At 61.7% G+C, this 18,318-nt stretch carries 17 protein-coding genes and 1 tRNA gene; 10 read left to right on the forward strand and 8 right to left on the reverse strand.

Features of this window, described 5'->3' with window-relative positions; translation table 11 throughout:
- The 5 genes from QM647_RS07000 to QM647_RS07020 are packed head-to-tail and all read right to left on the reverse strand — an operon-like array spanning position 1 to position 5,223.
- Positions 1 to 1,221, reverse strand: coding sequence for an NAD(P)/FAD-dependent oxidoreductase (locus tag QM647_RS07000; RefSeq protein WP_414994790.1), 1,221 nt, complete (start codon positions 1,219 to 1,221; stop codon positions 1 to 3).
- Positions 1,222 to 2,145 (reverse strand): bifunctional 5,10-methylenetetrahydrofolate dehydrogenase/5,10-methenyltetrahydrofolate cyclohydrolase, encoded by a 924-nt coding sequence (locus QM647_RS07005; protein WP_414994791.1) that lies wholly within the window; start codon positions 2,143 to 2,145, stop codon positions 1,222 to 1,224.
- A gap of 15 nt (positions 2,146 to 2,160) precedes the next feature.
- Entirely contained in the window at positions 2,161 to 2,976 is an 816-nt protein-coding gene (gene hutG / locus QM647_RS07010; RefSeq protein ID WP_414994792.1) for an N-formylglutamate deformylase, read from the reverse strand.
- A 32-nt stretch (positions 2,977 to 3,008) separates the two neighbouring features.
- Positions 3,009 to 3,758, reverse strand: a complete 750-nt coding sequence (locus tag QM647_RS07015) for a class I SAM-dependent methyltransferase (RefSeq protein ID WP_414994793.1) — start codon at positions 3,756 to 3,758, stop codon at positions 3,009 to 3,011.
- A gap of 40 nt (positions 3,759 to 3,798) precedes the next feature.
- Positions 3,799 to 5,223 (reverse strand): GH1 family beta-glucosidase, encoded by a 1,425-nt coding sequence (locus tag QM647_RS07020; RefSeq protein ID WP_414994794.1) that lies wholly within the window; start codon positions 5,221 to 5,223, stop codon positions 3,799 to 3,801.
- Between the two features lie 151 nt (positions 5,224 to 5,374).
- Between QM647_RS07020 and QM647_RS07025 the strand changes: the two genes are divergently transcribed.
- Positions 5,375 to 7,192: a monovalent cation:proton antiporter-2 (CPA2) family protein gene (locus QM647_RS07025; RefSeq protein WP_414994795.1), complete on the forward strand. Its 1,818-nt coding sequence runs from the start codon at positions 5,375 to 5,377 to the stop codon at positions 7,190 to 7,192.
- Between the two features lie 4 nt (positions 7,193 to 7,196).
- On the opposite strand, the gene QM647_RS07030 is transcribed toward QM647_RS07025, so the two are convergent.
- A complete protein-coding gene (locus QM647_RS07030; protein ID WP_414994796.1) occupies positions 7,197 to 7,916 on the reverse strand; it encodes a response regulator in 720 nt (239 codons plus the stop codon).
- A 145-nt stretch (positions 7,917 to 8,061) separates the two neighbouring features.
- Here QM647_RS07030 and QM647_RS07035 point away from each other — a divergent pair, with 145 nt between their 5' ends.
- Positions 8,062 to 9,108, forward strand: coding sequence for a glycoside hydrolase family 43 protein (locus QM647_RS07035; RefSeq protein ID WP_414994797.1), 1,047 nt, complete (start codon positions 8,062 to 8,064; stop codon positions 9,106 to 9,108).
- Between the two features lie 81 nt (positions 9,109 to 9,189).
- The gene (locus tag QM647_RS07040; RefSeq protein WP_414994798.1) at positions 9,190 to 9,375 is read left to right on the forward strand and encodes a hypothetical protein; all 186 of its coding nucleotides are present in this window, start codon (positions 9,190 to 9,192) and stop codon (positions 9,373 to 9,375) included.
- A 104-nt stretch (positions 9,376 to 9,479) separates the two neighbouring features.
- Here QM647_RS07040 and QM647_RS07045 read toward each other — a convergent pair.
- A tRNA-Val gene (locus QM647_RS07045) sits at positions 9,480 to 9,554 on the reverse strand.
- Between the two features lie 59 nt (positions 9,555 to 9,613).
- Positions 9,614 to 10,288 (reverse strand): HAD hydrolase-like protein, encoded by a 675-nt coding sequence (locus QM647_RS07050; RefSeq protein WP_414994799.1) that lies wholly within the window; start codon positions 10,286 to 10,288, stop codon positions 9,614 to 9,616.
- Positions 10,289 to 10,373: 85 nt separating this feature from the next.
- Here QM647_RS07050 and glmU point away from each other — a divergent pair, with 85 nt between their 5' ends.
- The 7 genes from glmU to QM647_RS07085 all read left to right on the forward strand — a co-directional run bounded on the left by glmU (position 10,374) and on the right by QM647_RS07085 (position 18,232).
- The gene (gene glmU / locus QM647_RS07055; RefSeq protein ID WP_414994800.1) at positions 10,374 to 11,735 is read left to right on the forward strand and encodes a bifunctional UDP-N-acetylglucosamine diphosphorylase/glucosamine-1-phosphate N-acetyltransferase GlmU; all 1,362 of its coding nucleotides are present in this window, start codon (positions 10,374 to 10,376) and stop codon (positions 11,733 to 11,735) included.
- Positions 11,735 to 12,427, forward strand: coding sequence for a ribose-5-phosphate isomerase RpiA (rpiA, locus tag QM647_RS07060; RefSeq protein ID WP_414994801.1), 693 nt, complete (start codon positions 11,735 to 11,737; stop codon positions 12,425 to 12,427). The genes glmU and rpiA overlap by 1 nt, the downstream gene beginning before the upstream one ends.
- 33 nt (positions 12,428 to 12,460) lie before the next feature.
- Entirely contained in the window at positions 12,461 to 13,837 is a 1,377-nt protein-coding gene (gene gorA / locus QM647_RS07065) for a glutathione-disulfide reductase (protein WP_414994802.1), read from the forward strand.
- A complete protein-coding gene (locus QM647_RS07070; protein ID WP_414994803.1) occupies positions 13,834 to 15,213 on the forward strand; it encodes an O-antigen ligase family protein in 1,380 nt (459 codons plus the stop codon). The genes gorA and QM647_RS07070 overlap by 4 nt, the downstream gene beginning before the upstream one ends.
- A 98-nt stretch (positions 15,214 to 15,311) precedes the next feature.
- On the forward strand, positions 15,312 to 16,685 hold the full coding sequence (locus QM647_RS07075) for a class II 3-deoxy-7-phosphoheptulonate synthase (RefSeq protein WP_414994804.1): 1,374 nt from the start codon (positions 15,312 to 15,314) through the stop codon (positions 16,683 to 16,685).
- 56 nt (positions 16,686 to 16,741) lie between these two features.
- Positions 16,742 to 17,413 carry a hypothetical protein gene (locus QM647_RS07080; protein WP_414994805.1) on the forward strand — a complete coding sequence of 224 codons (672 nt, stop codon included), beginning with the start codon at positions 16,742 to 16,744 and terminating at the stop codon, positions 17,411 to 17,413.
- Positions 17,414 to 17,557: 144 nt separating this feature from the next.
- Positions 17,558 to 18,232 carry an MATE family efflux transporter gene (locus QM647_RS07085; protein WP_414994806.1) on the forward strand — a complete coding sequence of 225 codons (675 nt, stop codon included), beginning with the start codon at positions 17,558 to 17,560 and terminating at the stop codon, positions 18,230 to 18,232.
- The last annotated feature ends 86 nt before the right edge of the window (positions 18,233 to 18,318 follow it).

Below are 18,318 nucleotides of genomic sequence, written 5' to 3' on the forward strand. Positions count from 1 at the left end.
CTATTTTTGCAGGTATGGCTTCAGTGAAACCTCAGGGTCAGCAATGGCGTCATCCAGCGCAACACCCTTGGCGCTCAACAGCTTGGCGGCCATGAAATCGGCCGGCTTGCTGACGCATTCGGCGGTGCGCAAGCGGCCTTCACCATCAACATGGAAGACACTGAAGGCACCGCTGGCCGGATCGCCGCGAAGGATGGCACGGCAGCCAGGACGTAGCAGGCCGGCGATCTGCAGCTTGAACTCGTACTGGTCCGACCAGAACCAGGGCGTCTCCACGACCGGCGGCTTGTAGCCGGTGATGGCGGCGGCGGCCTGCTTGGCCTGTTCCAACGCATTGGGCACGCTCTCCAGGCGGAAACGGCCGTCGTATATGGGCAGGGTGCGTGAAGTCACGTCGCCAATGGCGAAGATGGCCGGGTCACTGGTGCGTGCCTCAGCATCGACCACAATGCCATTCGCGCAGGTGAGGGCTGCGCCTTGTGCCAGGTCATCATTGGCCAGCGCCCCGATGCCGACCAGCAGCAGATCAAATTCATGCGTCCGGCCATCGGCGAGATGAACGATCTTCTTGTCCTTCTGGCCGAGCGACAGTTCGCTAATGGCCGCTTCAGTAAAGATACCGACGCCACGGCCCATGTGCATTTCGGTGAAGAAGTTTGACAGGGCCGGTGAGGCGACGCGTGCCAGTATGCGGCTTTCGCGCTCGAACACGGTGACTTCGCAGCCGAGATGGCGCGCCGAAGCGGCGACTTCCAGCCCGACATAGCCCGCGCCGATCAGGCCGATGCGGTGGCCGGGCTGAAGGGCATTCTTCAGGGCTTCGGCGTCATCGAGCGTGCGCAGCAGGTGATGCGGCACACGGTCGGCGCCGGGCACCGGAAATGGCCGTGCCTTGGAACCGGTGGCGATAATCAGATGCTCATAGGGCAGGGTAATCCCGCCCAGAAGGGTGACGGTCTGGCCGGCGCTATCGATGGAGACTACCTGTGTATTGACACGTGCATCGATGTTCTGATCTGCGTAGAAGGTATCACCGCGCAGATAGAGATCATCGAGCGAGGCCTCGCCCTTGAGCCAGGCCTTGGAGAGCGGCGGGCGCTGATAGGGCAGGTAGGGTTCGGCGCCGATCAGGGTGATATGTCCGTTGTAGCCGTACTGGCGCAGGAAACCGGCTGCCGATCCGCCGGCATGTCCGGCCCCGATGATGACGACCCCTGACATTTATACGCCTTCCGGAACCGGCAGCTTGTTTTGCAGGCAGAAGGCCTTGATGGTGTTGTTGAGCAGGCAGGCGATGGTCATGGGGCCGACGCCCTTCGGCACCGGCGTGATGGCCAGGGCGCGATCCTTGGCGCCATCGAAATCGACATCGCCGACCAGCTTGCCCTTACCGTCCACCTCGATACGGTTGATGCCGACATCGATCACATAGGCGCCGTCTTTTACCCAGTCGCCAGCGATAAACTTCGGTCGGCCGACAGCCGCTACGAGAATATCGGCGGCGCGGCAGACCTCGGCCAGATCCCTGGTCTTCGAATGGGCTATGGTGACCGTGCAGTCCTGGTTCAGCAGCAACTGCGCCATCGGCTTGCCGACGATGTTGGAACGGCCGACGATGACGGCATTCTTGCCGGCCAGGCTATCGCCATGGGCGGCCGCGGCGTCCTTCAGCAGCATCAGCGAGCCCAGCGGGGTGCAGGGGACGATGCCATCGAGGCCCACGGCCAGCTTGCCGGCATTGGAGACATGGAAGCCATCTACATCCTTATCCGGATTGATGGCATCGATCACTTTCAGCGAGGACATGTGCTTCGGCAGGGGCAGTTGCACCAGAATACCATTGACCACGCTGTCGCGGTTGAGATCGTCGATGATCTTCAGAAGTTCGTCTTCCGAGGTGGTGTCGGGCAGGCGGATGGTGCGCGATTCCATGCCGATGGCCTGGGTCATCTCGCCCTTCGACTTGACATAGACCTGGCTGGCGGGGTCGTCGCCGACGATGACCACGACGAGACAGGGCGTCAGGCCATGGGCGGCTTTCAGGTTAGTCACATGGACGGCGAGGCGGTCGCGCAGGGCGGCGGCATAGCCCGCGCCGTCGATGATATTGCCACGCTTGGCGGTGATCTGGTGAAAAGCGGTCATAAGCGCACCTTTGAATTAGAGGGCCGCGACCAGCGCCTCAACAAGTGGACGCAGGGTGTTGCTCAACGGGGCGGCGATCCCGGCGTCATACAGGTGCGGCGCGCGTGAGTCTAGGTAAGTATCCTGAACAATTTCAATCTGCAGGGCCTGAATCTGCGGAGACAGGGCCCCGTAATGGCGCGTGGTGTAGCCGCCCTTGAAGCGGCCATCGAGCACATGGCTGTAGGTCTCTGTTTTGGCTCGCCAATCCTGCAACGCCTTCAGCGTGTCGCCGCGCAAGGTCTGACCGCTGTTGGTGCCGAAATTGAGATCGGGCAGGCGGCCTTCGAACAGGCTGGGGATCACGCCGCGAATCGAGTGGGCATCGATCAGCAGTGCCTTGCCATGGCGCGCCACGGCGGCATCGAGCGCGGCCTTGAGCTGATCGTGATAGGGCTGCCAGTAGGTTTCGCGGCGAAAGTCTATCTCGGTAGCGCAGGGGGTATGGCCGTCGGGATAGATCGGATTCTGGTCGAAATCGCTGATCGGGCACAGGCCGGTTTCGAACTTGCCGGGATAGAGATTGGCGCCGGCCGGATCGCGGTTGAGATCGACGACATAACGCGAATGGGTGGCGAAAAGCGTGGTGGCGCCAAGCTCTTGGGCGAAATCGAACAGCCTGTGGACATGAAAATCGGTCTCACGCACGGCCAGGCCGGTGTCATTCAGTTTTGCCGCGATATCGGGCGGGATATAGGTGCCGACATGCGGCGCGGCGATGACGAGCGGCGAGGCGCCCTCAGTAAAGGCGAAGACAGGATGATCCGAAGGCGGAATATTATCGGCGGGCATGGTTTCAGTTGAGCCTATCCGGCTGTCCTATGTCAAGCTGTGACTTGTCCGGCCTTCACCATCAGGGGCCAGGTCAGCGTGCGCACATGGTCCGGATTGCCCCACAGGTTTTGCAGGATGGGGGCATAGCCGTCGATCGGGTTTTCGTCGGTCGCCTTTTCCATACGGGCGGTGGCTGACCAGCTGCGGAAATAGCCGAGCAGGCGATGCAGATCCCATTGCGCGGTCATTCGGAAAACCGGCGCTTCGATCTGTTCAAAGGGGAAGGCCAGGTTAATATAACCGTTCTCGACTTCGTGCCGTTCCGGTGGCCAGTAGGGACCAACGATAACGTTATGCAGGTGATTTATGGCCTCGGTCAGGGCATCGTCATCGGCACGCAGCAGGCCATAGCTCCAGACGGCGATCACGCCGCCGGGTTTGAGGGTGCGCCGGACCTCGGCGTAGAAAGCGTCGAGATCGAACCAGTGCAGGGCCTGGGCCACCGTCACCAGATCGGCAGAGCCATCCGGCAGGCCGCTTTCGACACCGACATGGGTAGTGATATGCGGGTGCGCCGGCAGGGAAGCCAGCTGCGCGGCGCTGATATCCGAGGCCCGGACCTGCGCGAACCGTTCCGCCAGGGCGAGGGAGGCCTGACCGGAACCGGCGCCGGCATCCCAGACCTGGCCGCGTGCCGGAGACACGTCGGCCAGCCAGTCGAACAGGGCATCGGGATAGGTGGGGCGGGCCTCGGCATATTGTCTGGCGACGGTGGAAAAATGATCGTTGGTTTGGGACATATCCTGATCAACCTGTCTTTGCCGGGGCCCGCCTGTCTCGCTACACTATGCGACCCTGGCGGATGACTTCCTTGTACCACAGGGCGCTGAGTTTGGGTGTGCGTGTCTGGGTGGCGAAATCGACATAGTGTATGCCGAAGCGCTTGCCATAACCATCGGCCCATTCGAAATTGTCCATCAGGCTCCACAGGAAATAGCCCTTGAGCGGATAGCCTTCGGCGACCAGGCGGCGGAAACTGCCGAAATAGTTCCGCAGGTACATGACCCGGTCGACATCGTCGATATGGCCGTTGATGACGGGATCGTCCGCCGAGGCGCCGTTTTCGGAAATATAGAGCGTCTTCGGGCCCCACAGTTCGCTGACCAGACGCGGCCCCCAGTAGGCGACCTCCGGACCGACCACCAGCCAGGGCGAGGCCATGCGCGGCGACGAGGCGATGTGCGGGATGGTGACATAGCCCGTGGGGCCGTCATCGGCGCGCACCCATTCCGGCGTATAGACATTGAGCGCCACGAAATCGAGCGGGCTGGAGATGGCGGCCATGTCGCCGGCCTGAACCTTCGGCGCGGCGGCGCCCTGTTCGGTCAGGTATTCGTCGATATAGCGGCCTTCCATGATGGCGGTCAGGAACATGGCGTTCTTCTCGCGCGTGGCTTTCTTGGCGGCGGCGATATGTTCCGGTGTTTCCATGACCGGGCAGTAGAAGACCGTATTGTCGGCCAGCCCGACCTGGATGCCCGGCTTGGCGTGGGCGCGAATGGCCTGCACGCCGAGGCCGTGCGCCAGGACGCCATGGTGACGGACCTGATTGACGCCGGCGGCGTCCAGCTTCAGGCCCGGTGCATGGAGGCCGATCTGGTGGCCGAGGTCGGTGAAACAGCGCAGTTCGTTGACCGTCATGAAATTATGCACGCGGTCGGAAAGCTTGCCGGCCATGTAGCCGGCATAGTCGGCGAAGGCCAGGGCCGTGTCGCGGTTCTGCCAGCCGCCGGGCAAGGCCTGCGGCAAATCCCAGTGGAACAGGGTGACATAGGGTTCGATCCCGGCCGCCAGCAGCGTATCGACCACGCGATTATAATAGTCGACGCCCTTCTGGTTGGGCTTGCCGCGGCCTTCCGGGAAGATGCGCGACCAGGCCAGCGACATCCGATAGGTGCCGACGCCGAGGTTCTTCATCAGCTGAACATCGTCAGCGTAGCGGTGATAGCTGTCGCAGGCCACGTCGCCGGTATCGCCGTTGGCGATGCGTCCGGGCGTATGGCTGAACACGTCCCAGTTGGTCTGGCCGCGTCCGTCTTCCTTCACGGCGCCCTCGATCTGGTAGGCCGCGGTGGCGACGCCCCAGCGGAAATCCTTGGGGAAGCTCAGGTCGATGGGGGCGGCCTTTGTGGTGCCTGCCAGCCCGGCGCCGATCAGGCCGGCCGCCAGTCCTTGTCCTAGGAGACGTCTGTTGATGTGGGGCATGGTATCCTCTCTCAAATATTGTTTTTATGGTCTGATCACTCTCCGATGTTTCACGGATATTCGCAAGAGCGCGATATGGTCACAGGAAAGACTTGTCATTCCGGGGGCCATACCTAGATACTGCGATCTTGCAGATTCTGGAGGCGGCGGCATGGACATTCACCTTTTACTCAATGTGTTTGTCTTCCTTCTGGCGGGGTGCGTGGTGGTGCCTCTGGCCCAGCGCTTCCGGCTGGGCTCCGTGCTGGGCTATCTGCTGGCCGGCATCATTATCGGCCCGTTCGTGCTCGGCCTGATCGGTGAGGCGGAAAAGGTCATGCACTTCGCCGAATTCGGCGTCATCATGATGATGTTCCTGATCGGTATGGAACTGGAACCGGCCGTCCTGTGGCGGCTGCGCCGGCAGATCGTCGGCCTGGGCGGGCTGCAGGTGACCCTGACTTCGCTGGCCCTGATGGTCACGGGTATCCTGCTCGGACATGGCTGGCAGTCGTCCCTGGCCGTGGGTATGGCGCTGGCCATGTCATCGACAGCCCTGGTCATGCAGATGCTGCGCGAAAAGAACCTGACCCATTCGGCGGTAGGGGAAACCTCGTTTTCCATCCTGCTGTTCCAGGATATCTCGGTGATCCCGATCCTGATCCTGATACCGATCCTGGCCGCCAGCCTCAACGGCGGGGCACCAGTCACCGCCACCGGGGAAAGCGCCAGCCTGATCGCCAGTTGGCCGGCCTGGCTTCAGCCCTTGGCGGTGGTGGCGGTGATCGCCACCGTCATTTTCAGCGGCAAATATCTGTCGCGTTATGTGTTCGGCGCCATTGCCCGCGCCAATCTGCGCGAGGTCTTCACCGCCGCCTCTCTGGCCCTGGTCATCGGCGTCACTATCCTGATGGAACTGGTCGGTGTTTCGCCGGCCTTGGGGGCCTTTATCGCCGGGGTGGTTCTGGCCAATTCGGAATATCGCCGCACCATCGAGACCGATATCGAACCCTTCAAAGGGTTGCTGCTGGGCCTATTCTTCATCTCGGTCGGCATGGGCATGGACTTCACCGTGCTGGTGGCGCATCCGGTGGGGCTGATCGCGGCGGTGCTGTGCGTCATGATCGTCAAGGGCCTGATCCTGTTCGGTCTGGGGCGCGTGTTCGGCCTGGGCAGTTCTCCGGCCATCGGCTTGGCCACCGGCCTTTGCCAGGGAGGCGAATTTGCCTTCGTGCTGCTGCAACTGATTGGCGGCTTGAAGCTGATCGATCCGGAAATCCAGAAGTTCCTGGTCCTGCTAGTGGCGCTCTCCATCGCGCTGACGCCGATCCTGGTGGCTGGCTTCGCCAAGTTCATCCAGCCGCGTTTCATGAGCCTGCTGCCGGTGCGCGACTATGATGAAATCGATGAGCATAATGGCGTCATCATCGCCGGCTTCGGGCGGTTCGGTCAGATCGTCGGCCGCTTCATGGTCAGCCAGGGGCTGGACATTACCGTTCTGGAAAAGAGCCCGGAACAGGTCGAACTGCTGCGCAAGTTCGGCTCCAAGGCCTATTTCGGCGACGCCACGCGGCTGGATCTGCTGCGCAGCGCTGGGGCCGAGGAGGCGCGCCTGCTGGTGGTGGCGGTCGATGATGCCGACAGCGCCATCGAGATCGTCAAGATCGCCAAGCAGCACTTCCCAAAGCTCAAGGTCTTTGCCCGCGCCCGCAACCGCCGTCACGCCTTCGATCTCAACCGCGCCGGTGCCGACTATTACCATCGCGAACTGCTGGATTCGTCGCTGACCGTGGCGCGTGACGCCATGATCGCGCTCGGCTATCCGAAGGCCGATATCGAACGACGCGCCAAGAAGTTCCGCAACCACGACATGGAAACCCTGCGCCGCTCATTTGCCTTCTTCGAGAGCGAGCCGGACATGATCAACTTCGCCAAACTGTCCCGCGAGGAGCTGGAAGGTATCCTGCGCGAGGACCAGCAGGAAGCCTAGTGCTCTAATGGTTAAAGGCGGCCAGCCGGGTTTCAAGCTCGCTGGGATTGAACGGCTTGGCGACATATTCGTCCATGCCGGCATCGATGCAGCGCTCACGGTCGCCGGATAACGCATGGGCCGTAATGCCGATGATCGGCAGGTGCGGGCGATGCTCCTGGCGCTCGAAATCACGGATCGCCATGGTCGCCTCTATGCCGTCCATGTCGTGCATCTGCACGTCCATCAGGCAGGCGATGTAGCGGTTGCGCCGCGCGAGAGTGACCGCCTCGACGCCATTGTCGGCGACATCGTAGTCATAACCGAACTTTTCCAGATAGGTGGCCACCACCAGGGCATTGGGGGCATAGTCATCGACCAGCAGTACCCGTGGCTTGTGATCCGGTTCCGAAGGCGGCGGGGCGTGCGGCAGCTCGGTTTCGGGTGCGTTGAGGGGGGAGGGCATAACTCTTTGGGCCTTCTGGCCATTGTTTTCCAGCAGGCGGTTGACCTGTTCGGCCAGGGCGCCGGCGGAAGCCTTGAGTGTTTTGATGAATTCTTTTTGCCGGCCGGTCAGCGGCTCGCTCTGCGCCAGCAGGTCACACAGGCCCAGCACGGCGTTCAGCGGCGAGCGGATATCGTGGGCGATGGCCCGGTTGGCGTCGGCGCGCGAGGGCATCGTCGCTTCGGGATGCTCCGGCGACGATGCGGCGTGGAAGTCTCGTGGCGAAGACTGATCGGACATCATGCTGGCCCTGATATAACCTGAGTCGATACCATCAGGGTGCGGTATGGCGGATAAGGGATCAATGAGGATGAAACGGCGAGACATCACGGTCTTGTCAGGGGCGCATCGCCTTTCTATGGTCCGGTTATACGGGAGAAAACAGATGTGCAAATCGATGAAGGTCGCCATTGGCGTTACGGCCCTGCTGCTTGCGGCCTTTCCGGCGCTGGCCGGCAATCCGATCGTGCCCGGCTGGTATGCCGATCCGGAAATCCGCATTTTCAATCACCAGTACTGGATATACCCCACGGTTTCCGCGCCCGACGCCAGCGACCCGATGCTTCCGGAACTGTCGGAACAACAGCGGAAATTACGCGCCAATCCGAATATCTGGGCGCCCTTCCTGAAACAGACCTTCATGGATGCTTTTTCGTCCGATGATCTGGTGCACTGGCAGAAACACAAGCATGTGCTCGATGTGCAGAATGTCGCCTGGGCCGCTTACGCGCTGTGGGCGCCTTCGGCCATCGAGAAAGACGGGAAATATTACCTGTTCTTCGGCGCCAACGATGTCCATGCCGGCGAGCTGGGCGGCATCGGCGTGGCGGTGTCCGACCGGCCGGAAGGCCCCTTCAGGGATGCGCTCGGCCATCCGCTGATCGGCGATATCCATAACGGCGCCCAGCCGATCGACCAGATGGTCTTCCGTGACGACGACGGCCAGTACTACATGTATTACGGTGGCTGGAAGCACTGCAATGTGGTGAAGCTGGCCCCTGACCTGAAAAGCGTGGTGCCGTTTCCCGATGGCGAGACCTACAAGGAGATCACGCCCGATCCCGACTATGTCGAGGGTTCGTTCATGATCAAGCGCAATGGCATCTATTACCTGATGTGGTCTGAAGGCGAGTGGACCGGACCGGATTACAGCGTGGCCTACGCCATGGGGCCGACGCCCTTCGGTCCTTTTAAAAGCGAAGGCAAGATCCTCCAGCAGGATATGCGCATCGCGCGCGGCGCCGGCCATCATTCGGTGGTCAATGTACCGGGCACGGATGACTGGTACATCGTCTATCACCGCCGCCCCTTAAGCGAGACCGATGGCAATCACCGCGAAATGGCCATCGACCGGATGTATTTCGAGCCTGACGGCCATATTCGGCCGGTGGTAATGACGAATGATGGCGTGGCGGCAAGACCCTTGCCCTGATTTACCCCAGATTTACTGTTTATCTTAAACATGGGGAAAGGGCAGTGGGGCATAGTTAAGATCAGTAATCGGAGTATTCCCATGCGTACCGCCACAGTCGAAGACGATCTGCCCAAGGTTTCTCCCGCCATCGCCATCTTGAGCGGTTTCATTATGGTGTGCCTGGCGCTGCTGGTCTTCGAGATCGGCTACATGACGCGCGACCATGCGGATGCGGCGCCCCAATCGGCCCAGCCCCATACGGACTGGCGCAGCCTGACTCAATGAGCTTTTCTTAAATAACGACCAGGCGGGCGCGCAGCCTGCGTGGCGCCAAGGCGCTCTGCGCCTGAACGCCAGAGAAAAATTTTCATTTTCGAAGAAAATGGAAATGGTGGACGCGGCAGGGATTGAACCTGCGACCCTTCGCGTGTGAAGCGAATGCTCTCCCGCTGAGCTACGCGTCCGTTACCGGTGGGGAGGCGCGGGTATTAGCGTGCGCAAACGCCCCGCGCAAGTGTCTTTTCTATTTTATACACGCCTGCACCGCCGCCGGCAGTTCGCGGTAATGATCCAGCAGGGCATTGGCGTTCAGTTCGGCCAGCGGGCGCTCGCTGTAGCCATGGGTGAACAGGATGCACGGCACATCGGCGGCTTTCGCCGTCAGGAAGTCGGTTTCCGAGTCGCCGATCATGATCGCCTTCGCCATATCGCCGTGCATTTCGTCGATGCAGGCGCGCAGATGGCCGGCGGCGGGCTTCTTGTTGGGCACCACGTCGGCGCCCTTGATCGAACCGAAGCGCTGTGACAGGCCGATGGTCTCGATCAGTTTCACGGCCAGATAGTTGGGCTTGTTGGTGCAGACGGCGAAGCGCGCGCCGGCGGCCTCCAGCGTATCGAGCGCTTCGACCAGCCCGTCATAGACGCGGCTGTGATCGTAGATATGCTGCTCGTAATGCTCCAGCAGGCGGTTAAGCAGCGGCTTTTCCTGGTCGGCGGCCAGGGGCGCGCCGGCCAGGGCAAAGCCCCGGCGCAGCAGCTCCATGGCGCCGCGGCCGATCAGCGGACGGGCTTCCTCCAGATGGTAGGGCTTCACGTCCTGTTCCTGCAGGACGACATTCAGGGCATTGATGATATCGGGGGCACTATCCACCAGTGTGCCGTCAAGATCGAAAGCCAGGATATATCCGTCCAGGGTCATTTTCGCAGAGGTCCGTCTTTTTCATCGAATTTGTGTTCGCTTTGGGCTAAATCGGCCCAACAGGCAAACGAAAAGAGTCGCTATCATGGCTGAAACTCCCTCCATCCGACGCGCCGCAGTCATCCTCGCGGCAGGGCAGGGCACGCGGATGAAGAGCCCGCTGCCCAAGGTGCTGCACAAGATCGGCGGGCGCACCATGCTCGACCGCGCCATCGACGCGGCCTATGAGGTCGGGTGCGAAAAGGTCATCGTGGTGGTCGGCAATCATAGCCCGGCGGTACGCGAGACGGCGACCCGGCGCGTCGGTATCGAAAACATCGTGACGCAGGACCCGCCTATGGGCACGGCGCATGCGGTCAATGTGGCGCGTGAGGCCCTGGCCGGGTTTGATGGCAAGGTCATCGTCACCTATGCCGATAGCCCGCTGATGGCGGCCAAGGTACTGGAGCCGGTATTTGCGCTCGATGCCGACATGGCGGTGCTGGGCTTTGAAGCGGTCGATCCGGCGGCCTATGGCCGTCTGGTGCTGGACGGCGACAGGCTCAACGCCATTATCGAGATGCGCGAATGCACGCCGGAGCAACTGAAGATCAAGGCCTGCAACTCCGGCGTCATCGCCTGCGATCGCGAGCAGCTGTTCTCGCTGTTGTCGGAGGTGAAGAACGAGAATTCCAAGGGCGAATATTACCTGACCGATATTGTCGGTCTGGCCCGCGCCCGGGGCTTGCAGCCGCGCGTCACCTTCGCGAAGGAAAACGAGGTGCTGGGCGCCAACAGCCAGGCCGAACTGGCGGTGATTGAGAAGGTCTGGCAGGACGGTGTCCGCCAGGCTTTTATGGACAACGGCGTGCATATGCCGGCGCCGGGAACGGTTTTCTTCTCTTACGATACCCAGATTGCCGCCGGCGTGACCATCGAGCCTAATGTCGTCTTCGCCGAGGGCGTGACGGTCAGGACCGGTGCGGTGATCCGGGCCTTTTCGCACCTTGAAGGCGCGAAGGTGGGCGAGGGCGCCCTGATCGGCCCCTATGCCCGTCTGCGGCCGGGCGCCGACATCGGCAAGGACGTGCATATCGGCAATTTCGTCGAAGTGAAGAACGTGACGATCGGCGAAGGCGCCAAGGCCAATCACCTGAGCTATCTCGGCGATGGCAGCGTGGGGGCGGGCTCGAATATCGGCGCTGGCACCATCTTCTGCAATTACGATGGCTATTTCAAATACAAGACCACCATCGGCGCGCACGCCTTTATCGGCTCCAATACCTCGCTGGTGGCGCCGGTAACGGTGGGCGATGGCGCCATGACGGGCTCCGGCTCGGTGATCACCGCCGATGTCGCACCGGGGGCTCTGGCCTTCGAACGGGCGCAACAGATTGAAAAGGCAGGCTGGGCCACGGCCTTCCGTGAACGCAAATCCGCAGAAAAAGCTGCAAAGGGTAAAAAGTGATGACCGCCGACGAACAGAAAAAACAGGTGGGCGATGCTGCCGCCGAATATGTGAAGGACGGCATGAAGGTCGGCCTGGGCACCGGTTCGACGGCCGCCTGGTTCGTCAAGGCGCTGGCCGAAAAGGTTCAGGCGGGCATGAAGCTGACCCTGGTCTCGACCTCGATCCAGACCACGCAACTGGCCGAAAGCCTGGGTCTGACGATCAGGGATATCAATGATGTCGGAACCCTGGACCTCTGTGTTGATGGCGCAGATGAGGTCGGGCCCGGCCTCGCCCTGATCAAGGGCGGCGGTGCGGCCCTGCTGCGCGAAAAGCTGACCTGGGAGCAGGCGAAGTCGTGCATCGTCATCGCCGACGCCGCCAAGAATGTGCCGTTGCTCGGCAAGTTCCCGCTGCCGATCGAGGTCGAGCCGTTCGCCTGGAAGGGAACGGTCAACCGGATTTCGGACGTTCTTGTCGAGTTCGACATCAACATGATGCCGAAGGTTCGTAAGAAGGGTGATGACTACTGGATTACCGATGGCGGCAATCTTATCTTCGACGTGGCTTGCGGGGCGATCCACGAGCCGGCGGGACTGGCGCACGAGCTGAAGTCGCTGACCGGCGTGGTCGATCACGGCCTGTTCCTCGATCTGGCGGATGTCGCCCTGATCGGTGGATCGGACGGCGTGACGGTCCTGCATCCGTAACATTATCGCGGGCGTTCCGCCGAAAGTATCGACATGGATAAGTACGACTACGATCTGTTTGTTATCGGCGCCGGTTCGGGCGGTGTACGCGCGGCGCGGCTGGCGGCGCAACTGGGCCTGAAAGTGGCTGTGGCCGAGGAAGACCGCCCCGGCGGCACCTGTGTGCTGCGCGGCTGTGTCCCGAAGAAGTTCATGGTCTATGCCTCGGAATTTTCCGAACAGGTGCATTACGCCAAGGGCTTCGGCTGGAACGAGGCCAGTGCCGGTGCTTTCGACTGGAACGCATTCAAAAGCACCAATGACGCCGAACTGACGCGCCTGTCGCAGATCTATACCGCCAATCTGGTCAAGGCCGGGGTAGAGGTCATCGCCGCCCATGCTGCCTTTAAGGATGAGCATCACCTCATCCTGACGACGAAGCAGGGCGGGGAACGCGTTGTTTCGGCGAAGAATATCCTGATCGCCGTAGGCGGCTGGCCCTTCCTGCCGCAGCACTGCCCCGGCGTGGCCGAGCACGGCCTGACTTCGAACGACATGTTCAATCTGCCAGAATTGCCGAAGAGCCTCGCCATTGTCGGTGGCGGCTATATCGCGGTGGAATTCGCCGGCATCATGCACGGCCTCGGTGTCGATGTGACCCTGCTGTACCGTGGCCAGAAGATACTGCGCGGCTTCGATGACGATGTGCGCGATCATCTGGCCAGCGAAATGGCCCTGCGCGGCATCAGGATCCGCACCGAGCTCGATCCTGTGGCGCTGAAGAAGACCGATGAGGGCATGCAGATATCGCTCAACGACGGCACGACCATGCTGGCCGACGAGGTGCTCTATGCTTCCGGCCGCAAGCCAAAGACCGAAGGCCTGAACCTCGACGCCATCGGCCTCACACTGGATGTGCATGGCGCCGTGCCGGTCGATGCCTTCTCCCGCACGAGCCACAAACATATTTACGCTATCGGCGATGTCACCAACCGCCTGAACCTGACGCCGGTGGCCATCCGTGAGGCTATCGCCTTTGTCGAGACCGCCTTCAAGGACAATCCGACCGCCTACGATTATGAGAACATCCCGACGGCGGTGTTCTCGCAACCGCAGATCGGCACTGTGGGCCTGACCGAGGCGGAAGCCATCGCCAAAGGCATCGCATACGATGTTTACCAGACGCGCTTCCGGCCGATGAAGACGGCCTTTGTCCAGGGCGAAAGCCGCGTTTTCATGAAGCTGATCGTGGACCGGCAAACTGACGTGGTCCTGGGTGTCCATATGGTCGGCGGCGAGGCGGGGGAAATCATCCAACTGGCCGGTGTCGCCGTGAAAGCGAAGCTGACCAAGGCGCAGTGGGATGCCACTTGCGCCGTCCACCCGACAGCCGCAGAGGAACTCGTCACCCTGAAAGATAAGCGCGCATGACGCAGGATAAGCTGGGGCTGCTGAGCGCCGATCGTAACAAAAGCCTGTGGCGCCGGGTCACGGAAGGCTACACCTCATGGATACTCTATGGCGGGCTGACCATATTCGGTCCGTGGGTCTATGTCTCGACCACGGGCCTGCCAGCGCTGATGCTGCTGATCGGCCTGTTCAGCCTGGGGCACCTGTGTCTGTCGCACGGCTCGTGGAAGGCCTTCGCGCCCTTCCTGGCCATGACCGCCCTGCTGCTGGTGCTCGGCCTGCTGCGTTCGGATTTTGCCGAGGCGGTAGCGCGCGGCGTGCCGCTGGCCCAGGCCTATAAGGGCTCACAGCTTGTCATTACCGGCGATGTCACCATAACCGTACCCATGCTGCTGTGGGTCATCTGCTGGGCATCGATCTTCGCGGCCCGGTCGCTCAGTGACGCCCGCGCCTTCGCCCTGTTCAAATGGTTTGTCTATGTGCTGACCGCCCTGGCGGTGGTGCAGTTCATGGAAGCGATCACCCATTTTGGCCTGCGCCAGATGCTGAGCGCCAATGTCTCGAAAAGCCGCGACAACATGCTGATTGTCGGTTTTTCCAATACCAACTGCGCGCTTCTGATGCTGTTCTGGCCACTGGTCATGGTGCAGATGTCACGCGGACGGCCGATCGTTGTCGCCCTGACGGCGGTGGCCCTGATCGCCGCGGCCTTCGTCAGCGATACCAATGCGCACCTGCTTGCCCTGGCGGCATCGGCGGCGGTCTTCTTCGCCGTGAAATACTGGCCCCGGGCCCTGAAAGCCCTGGCGCCGGAGCGGGTGATGGCGGTCTTAAGCCTGATCCCCATGCTGCTGTTCCCGGCAATCATCTATGGCCTGATGCAGGGCGGCCTGGCGCAGAAGATCAAGACCGACCTTCTGCCCTCCTGGGCGGCACGCATCGATATCTGGACCTTCGCCGTTTCCCGCGCGCTGGAAAAGCCCATATGGGGCTGGGGATACGAGTCCTCGCGCCGTTTCGATCCGATGATCCCCAATCACCCGCACGACATGGCCCTGCAGGCCTGGCTGGAGCTTGGCATTCCCGGCCTGTTGCTGCTGGCCGCTTTCTGGTTCTGGCTGTTCTGGAACATGCAGGTTCGGGGCGAGGTCGCTGCGCCAAAGGCATTGCCGGGGGAGCTTCGGTCACTGGATCACAAACACGAAACGCCGGCGGAAGGCAATCTGGCCCTGCGCTTCCAGCCCTACCTGATGGCGCAGGCCACCTGTTTTCTGGTCATCGGCACCATCAGTTACGGACTGTGGCGGGCCTGGTTCTACTGCCTCGGCGCGCTCGCGGTCATGGCAGCAGTCCTGGCCATAAAAGCCGCGCGCGAGAGCATAAAGTTACGAATTTAACTACAAGCCTCGGACTTTACAGTAGATTTTCAGTCACTATATTCAGCGGAAAATAGTTTGACGGTTGATAATAGCCGGCCACATGAGTAAATAGCGTTATGAAAAAGACATGGTCCCCCCAAGACTGGCGTTCGCTGCCGGCTTTGCATATCCCGAATGACTATCCGGATGCGCAGGCCCTGAACGCCGTGGAAAATGAACTCTCGCACCTGCCGCCGCTGGTTTTTGCCGGTGAGGCGCGCCGCCTGACGACGGCGCTCGGCAAGGTGGCGGAAGGCAATGGCTTCCTCCTGCAAGGCGGGGACTGTGCTGAATCCTTTAAGGAATTCTCGGCCGACAATATCCGTGACAGCTTCCGGCTGATCCTGCAGATGGCGGTCATTCTGACCTTCGCCGGCGGCAAGCCGGTGGTCAAGGTGGGGCGCATTGCCGGCCAGTTCGGCAAGCCGCGCTCCTCGGCGATCGAAACCATCGATGGCGTCACCCTGCCGTCCTATCGTGGCGACAATATCAACGGCATGGAATTCACGCCGGAAGCCCGCCTGCCGGACCCGCAGCGCCTGATCAAGGCCTATCACCAGTCCTCGGCCACGCTGAACCTGCTACGCGCCTTCGCGCAGGGCGGCTATGCCGACCTGTACAATATCCACAAGTGGACCCTGGGCTTCGTTTCCGGTTCGCCACAGGGCGAGCGTTACCGCGCCCTGGCCGACAAGATTTCCGAGACGCTGAGCTTCATGTCGGCCATCGGCATTACGCCAGATCGCCAGCCGGAAATCCGCCAGGTCGATTTCTTCACCTCGCACGAGGCCCTGCTGCTCAATTATGAGCAGGCGATGACGCGCATCGATTCCACTTCCGGCGACTGGTACGATACCTCGGCCCACATGCTGTGGATCGGCGAGCGCACCCGTCAGCTCGATGGTGCGCACGTCAACTATATGAAGGGCATCAAGAACCCGATCGGCGTCAAGGCCGGCCCGACCATCGAGCCGGACGACCTGCTGCGTCTGATCGATACGCTCAATCCGGAAGGCATTCCGGGCCGCATGACCATCATCGGCCGCTTCGGTTCCGACAAGGTGGCCGAGCGTCTGCCGCGCCTGATGGCCGCCACCAAGAAGCACGGCTCTCCGGTCATCTGGTCGATCGATCCGATGCACGGCAATGTCGTCAAGGCGAACAATGGCTACAAGACCCGTCCGTTCGACCGTATCCTGGGTGAGGTGCGTTCCTTCGTCGATATCGCGGCGTCGGAAGGCGTCCATCCGGGCGGCATGCACCTGGAAATGACCGGCCAGAACGTGACCGAATGCACCGGCGGCGCCTTCGCGCTTTCGGAAGAGGATCTGCAGGACCGCTACCATACGCACTGCGATCCGCGCCTCAATGCCGACCAGGCGCTGGAACTCAGCTTCCTGGTGGCCGAGCGCCTGCACCGACTCAAGTCTGCGACCAGCAAGGCGGCCTGAGCCCCTTTTGGTTTTCTGGAATAAAGCCCGGGCAGAGCACTGTCCGGGCTTTATTTATGGTGCGTTCCGATTACGGTGACAGGATATCAGTTGCCTCATTTCACCGCCGCATTCCTGAAATCTATCCCCTCCCACATTTCCTGCTGCATCCTGTCCGGATGTCTCAGGATGACCGCACAGCACAGGAACACCTGACCCCGGATGAGCGGCGCAAGCTTTTGCGTGCCTTTGCCGACCGGATGCTGCTCAGGGTCACCGCCATGGATGATCCCGAAGATCTCTCGGGCATAGAGAAGGCCGTCCGCGTGGCCGCTATGATCGAGCGCATCTACAGCCGCTGCGACCGCGCCGAGCGCCAGAAGACGGACCCACGCAAGGTCGAGGCCGAACGCGCTACCCATGAGGAAGCGGCGATCAAGGCGCGGGTTTCCCTGGCCAGCACACTGAAATGGGGTGACGCCCGCCGCCGCGATCTGGGGTCATGGTGGGAGGCCGCCCAAAACGTCATAAAGACCGAGGTTGAGGTGCCCGCCCGCCCTCAAGAGCCCGCCGTACCGGAAGTCCAGCCGGCGGCGGCTTGCCTCAAGGCGGCCCTGGCGGCACAGCAGGTCACCTATGTCGATTACACCGAGGCTATCGAAGCGGCGCGGGCCGAACTGGCCTTGCAGAGACGAGCGGCGGCGAAATCGACGCAAAGCGCCGCGCCACCGTTTCGCGGCCCAGGCTGACGATCCGGTTGAAGCCCTTACTTACTCTCTCTCCTCCCTGACGGGGGAGAGGGCGGCACGTGGTTCCGAACGATGGCCACATCAGCCGTGCCTCGTCGCCATGCCCGATTGAACGTGATCACAAACTCGGCTATAGCGCCGGGCATGATAACCCTGATCTCCCGGATTGAGCCTCAGACGAGGGCGGCGTTTGCCGCCCTTTTTCGACTGTCATGGCCGGTGGTGGCTTCGCGCGTGGGCGTCATGCTGATGGCGCTGATGGATACCATTATTGTCGGCCAGCACAGTTCCGCCGAACTGGGCCATCTGACCCTGGCGCAGGCGCTGCACTGGGTGCCGGCCCTGACCTCCATGGGGCTGCTGATGGGGGTACAGGTCAAGACCTCGCATTTCATAGGTGCCGGCGATCTGCATCGTGTGGGGGCCGTCTTTCAGCGCGGCATCGGCTATGCCCTGATGCTTGGCCTTGGCTTCATGACGCTCCTGCTGCTTGGCGGTACGCATTTCCTCGCCCTCGTGGTCAAGCCGGACATGGTGGCGGGGGCGCATCTGCCTCTGATCCTGTTCGCCTGCTCGATCCCGGTTTTCCTGCCGGGGCAGGTCGGTTCGCTGTTCCTCGAAGCCCTGGGCCGGACGCGGGATACCCTGATCGCCACCCTGATCGCCAATGCGCTGAATGTCGTTCTGCTGCTGCTTCTGGTGCCCGGACATGTCACCGTCTTCGGCATCCATTTCGAAGGCGCCATGGGGGCGGCGACCGCCACCCTGATCGCCCGCGCTTTGCAATCCGCAGGCCTGCTGATCCATACCTGCGCCTGAAGGAAACCCGTCCGTTCGATCTGCTGGGACGTCAGGAAAACGACCCTCACGGCGCCGCCGAGCAACGCCATGTCGGCTTTGCCACG

The organism is Asticcacaulis sp. (genome assembly GCF_047605585.1).
GTDB lineage: Bacteria > Pseudomonadota > Alphaproteobacteria > Caulobacterales > Caulobacteraceae > Asticcacaulis.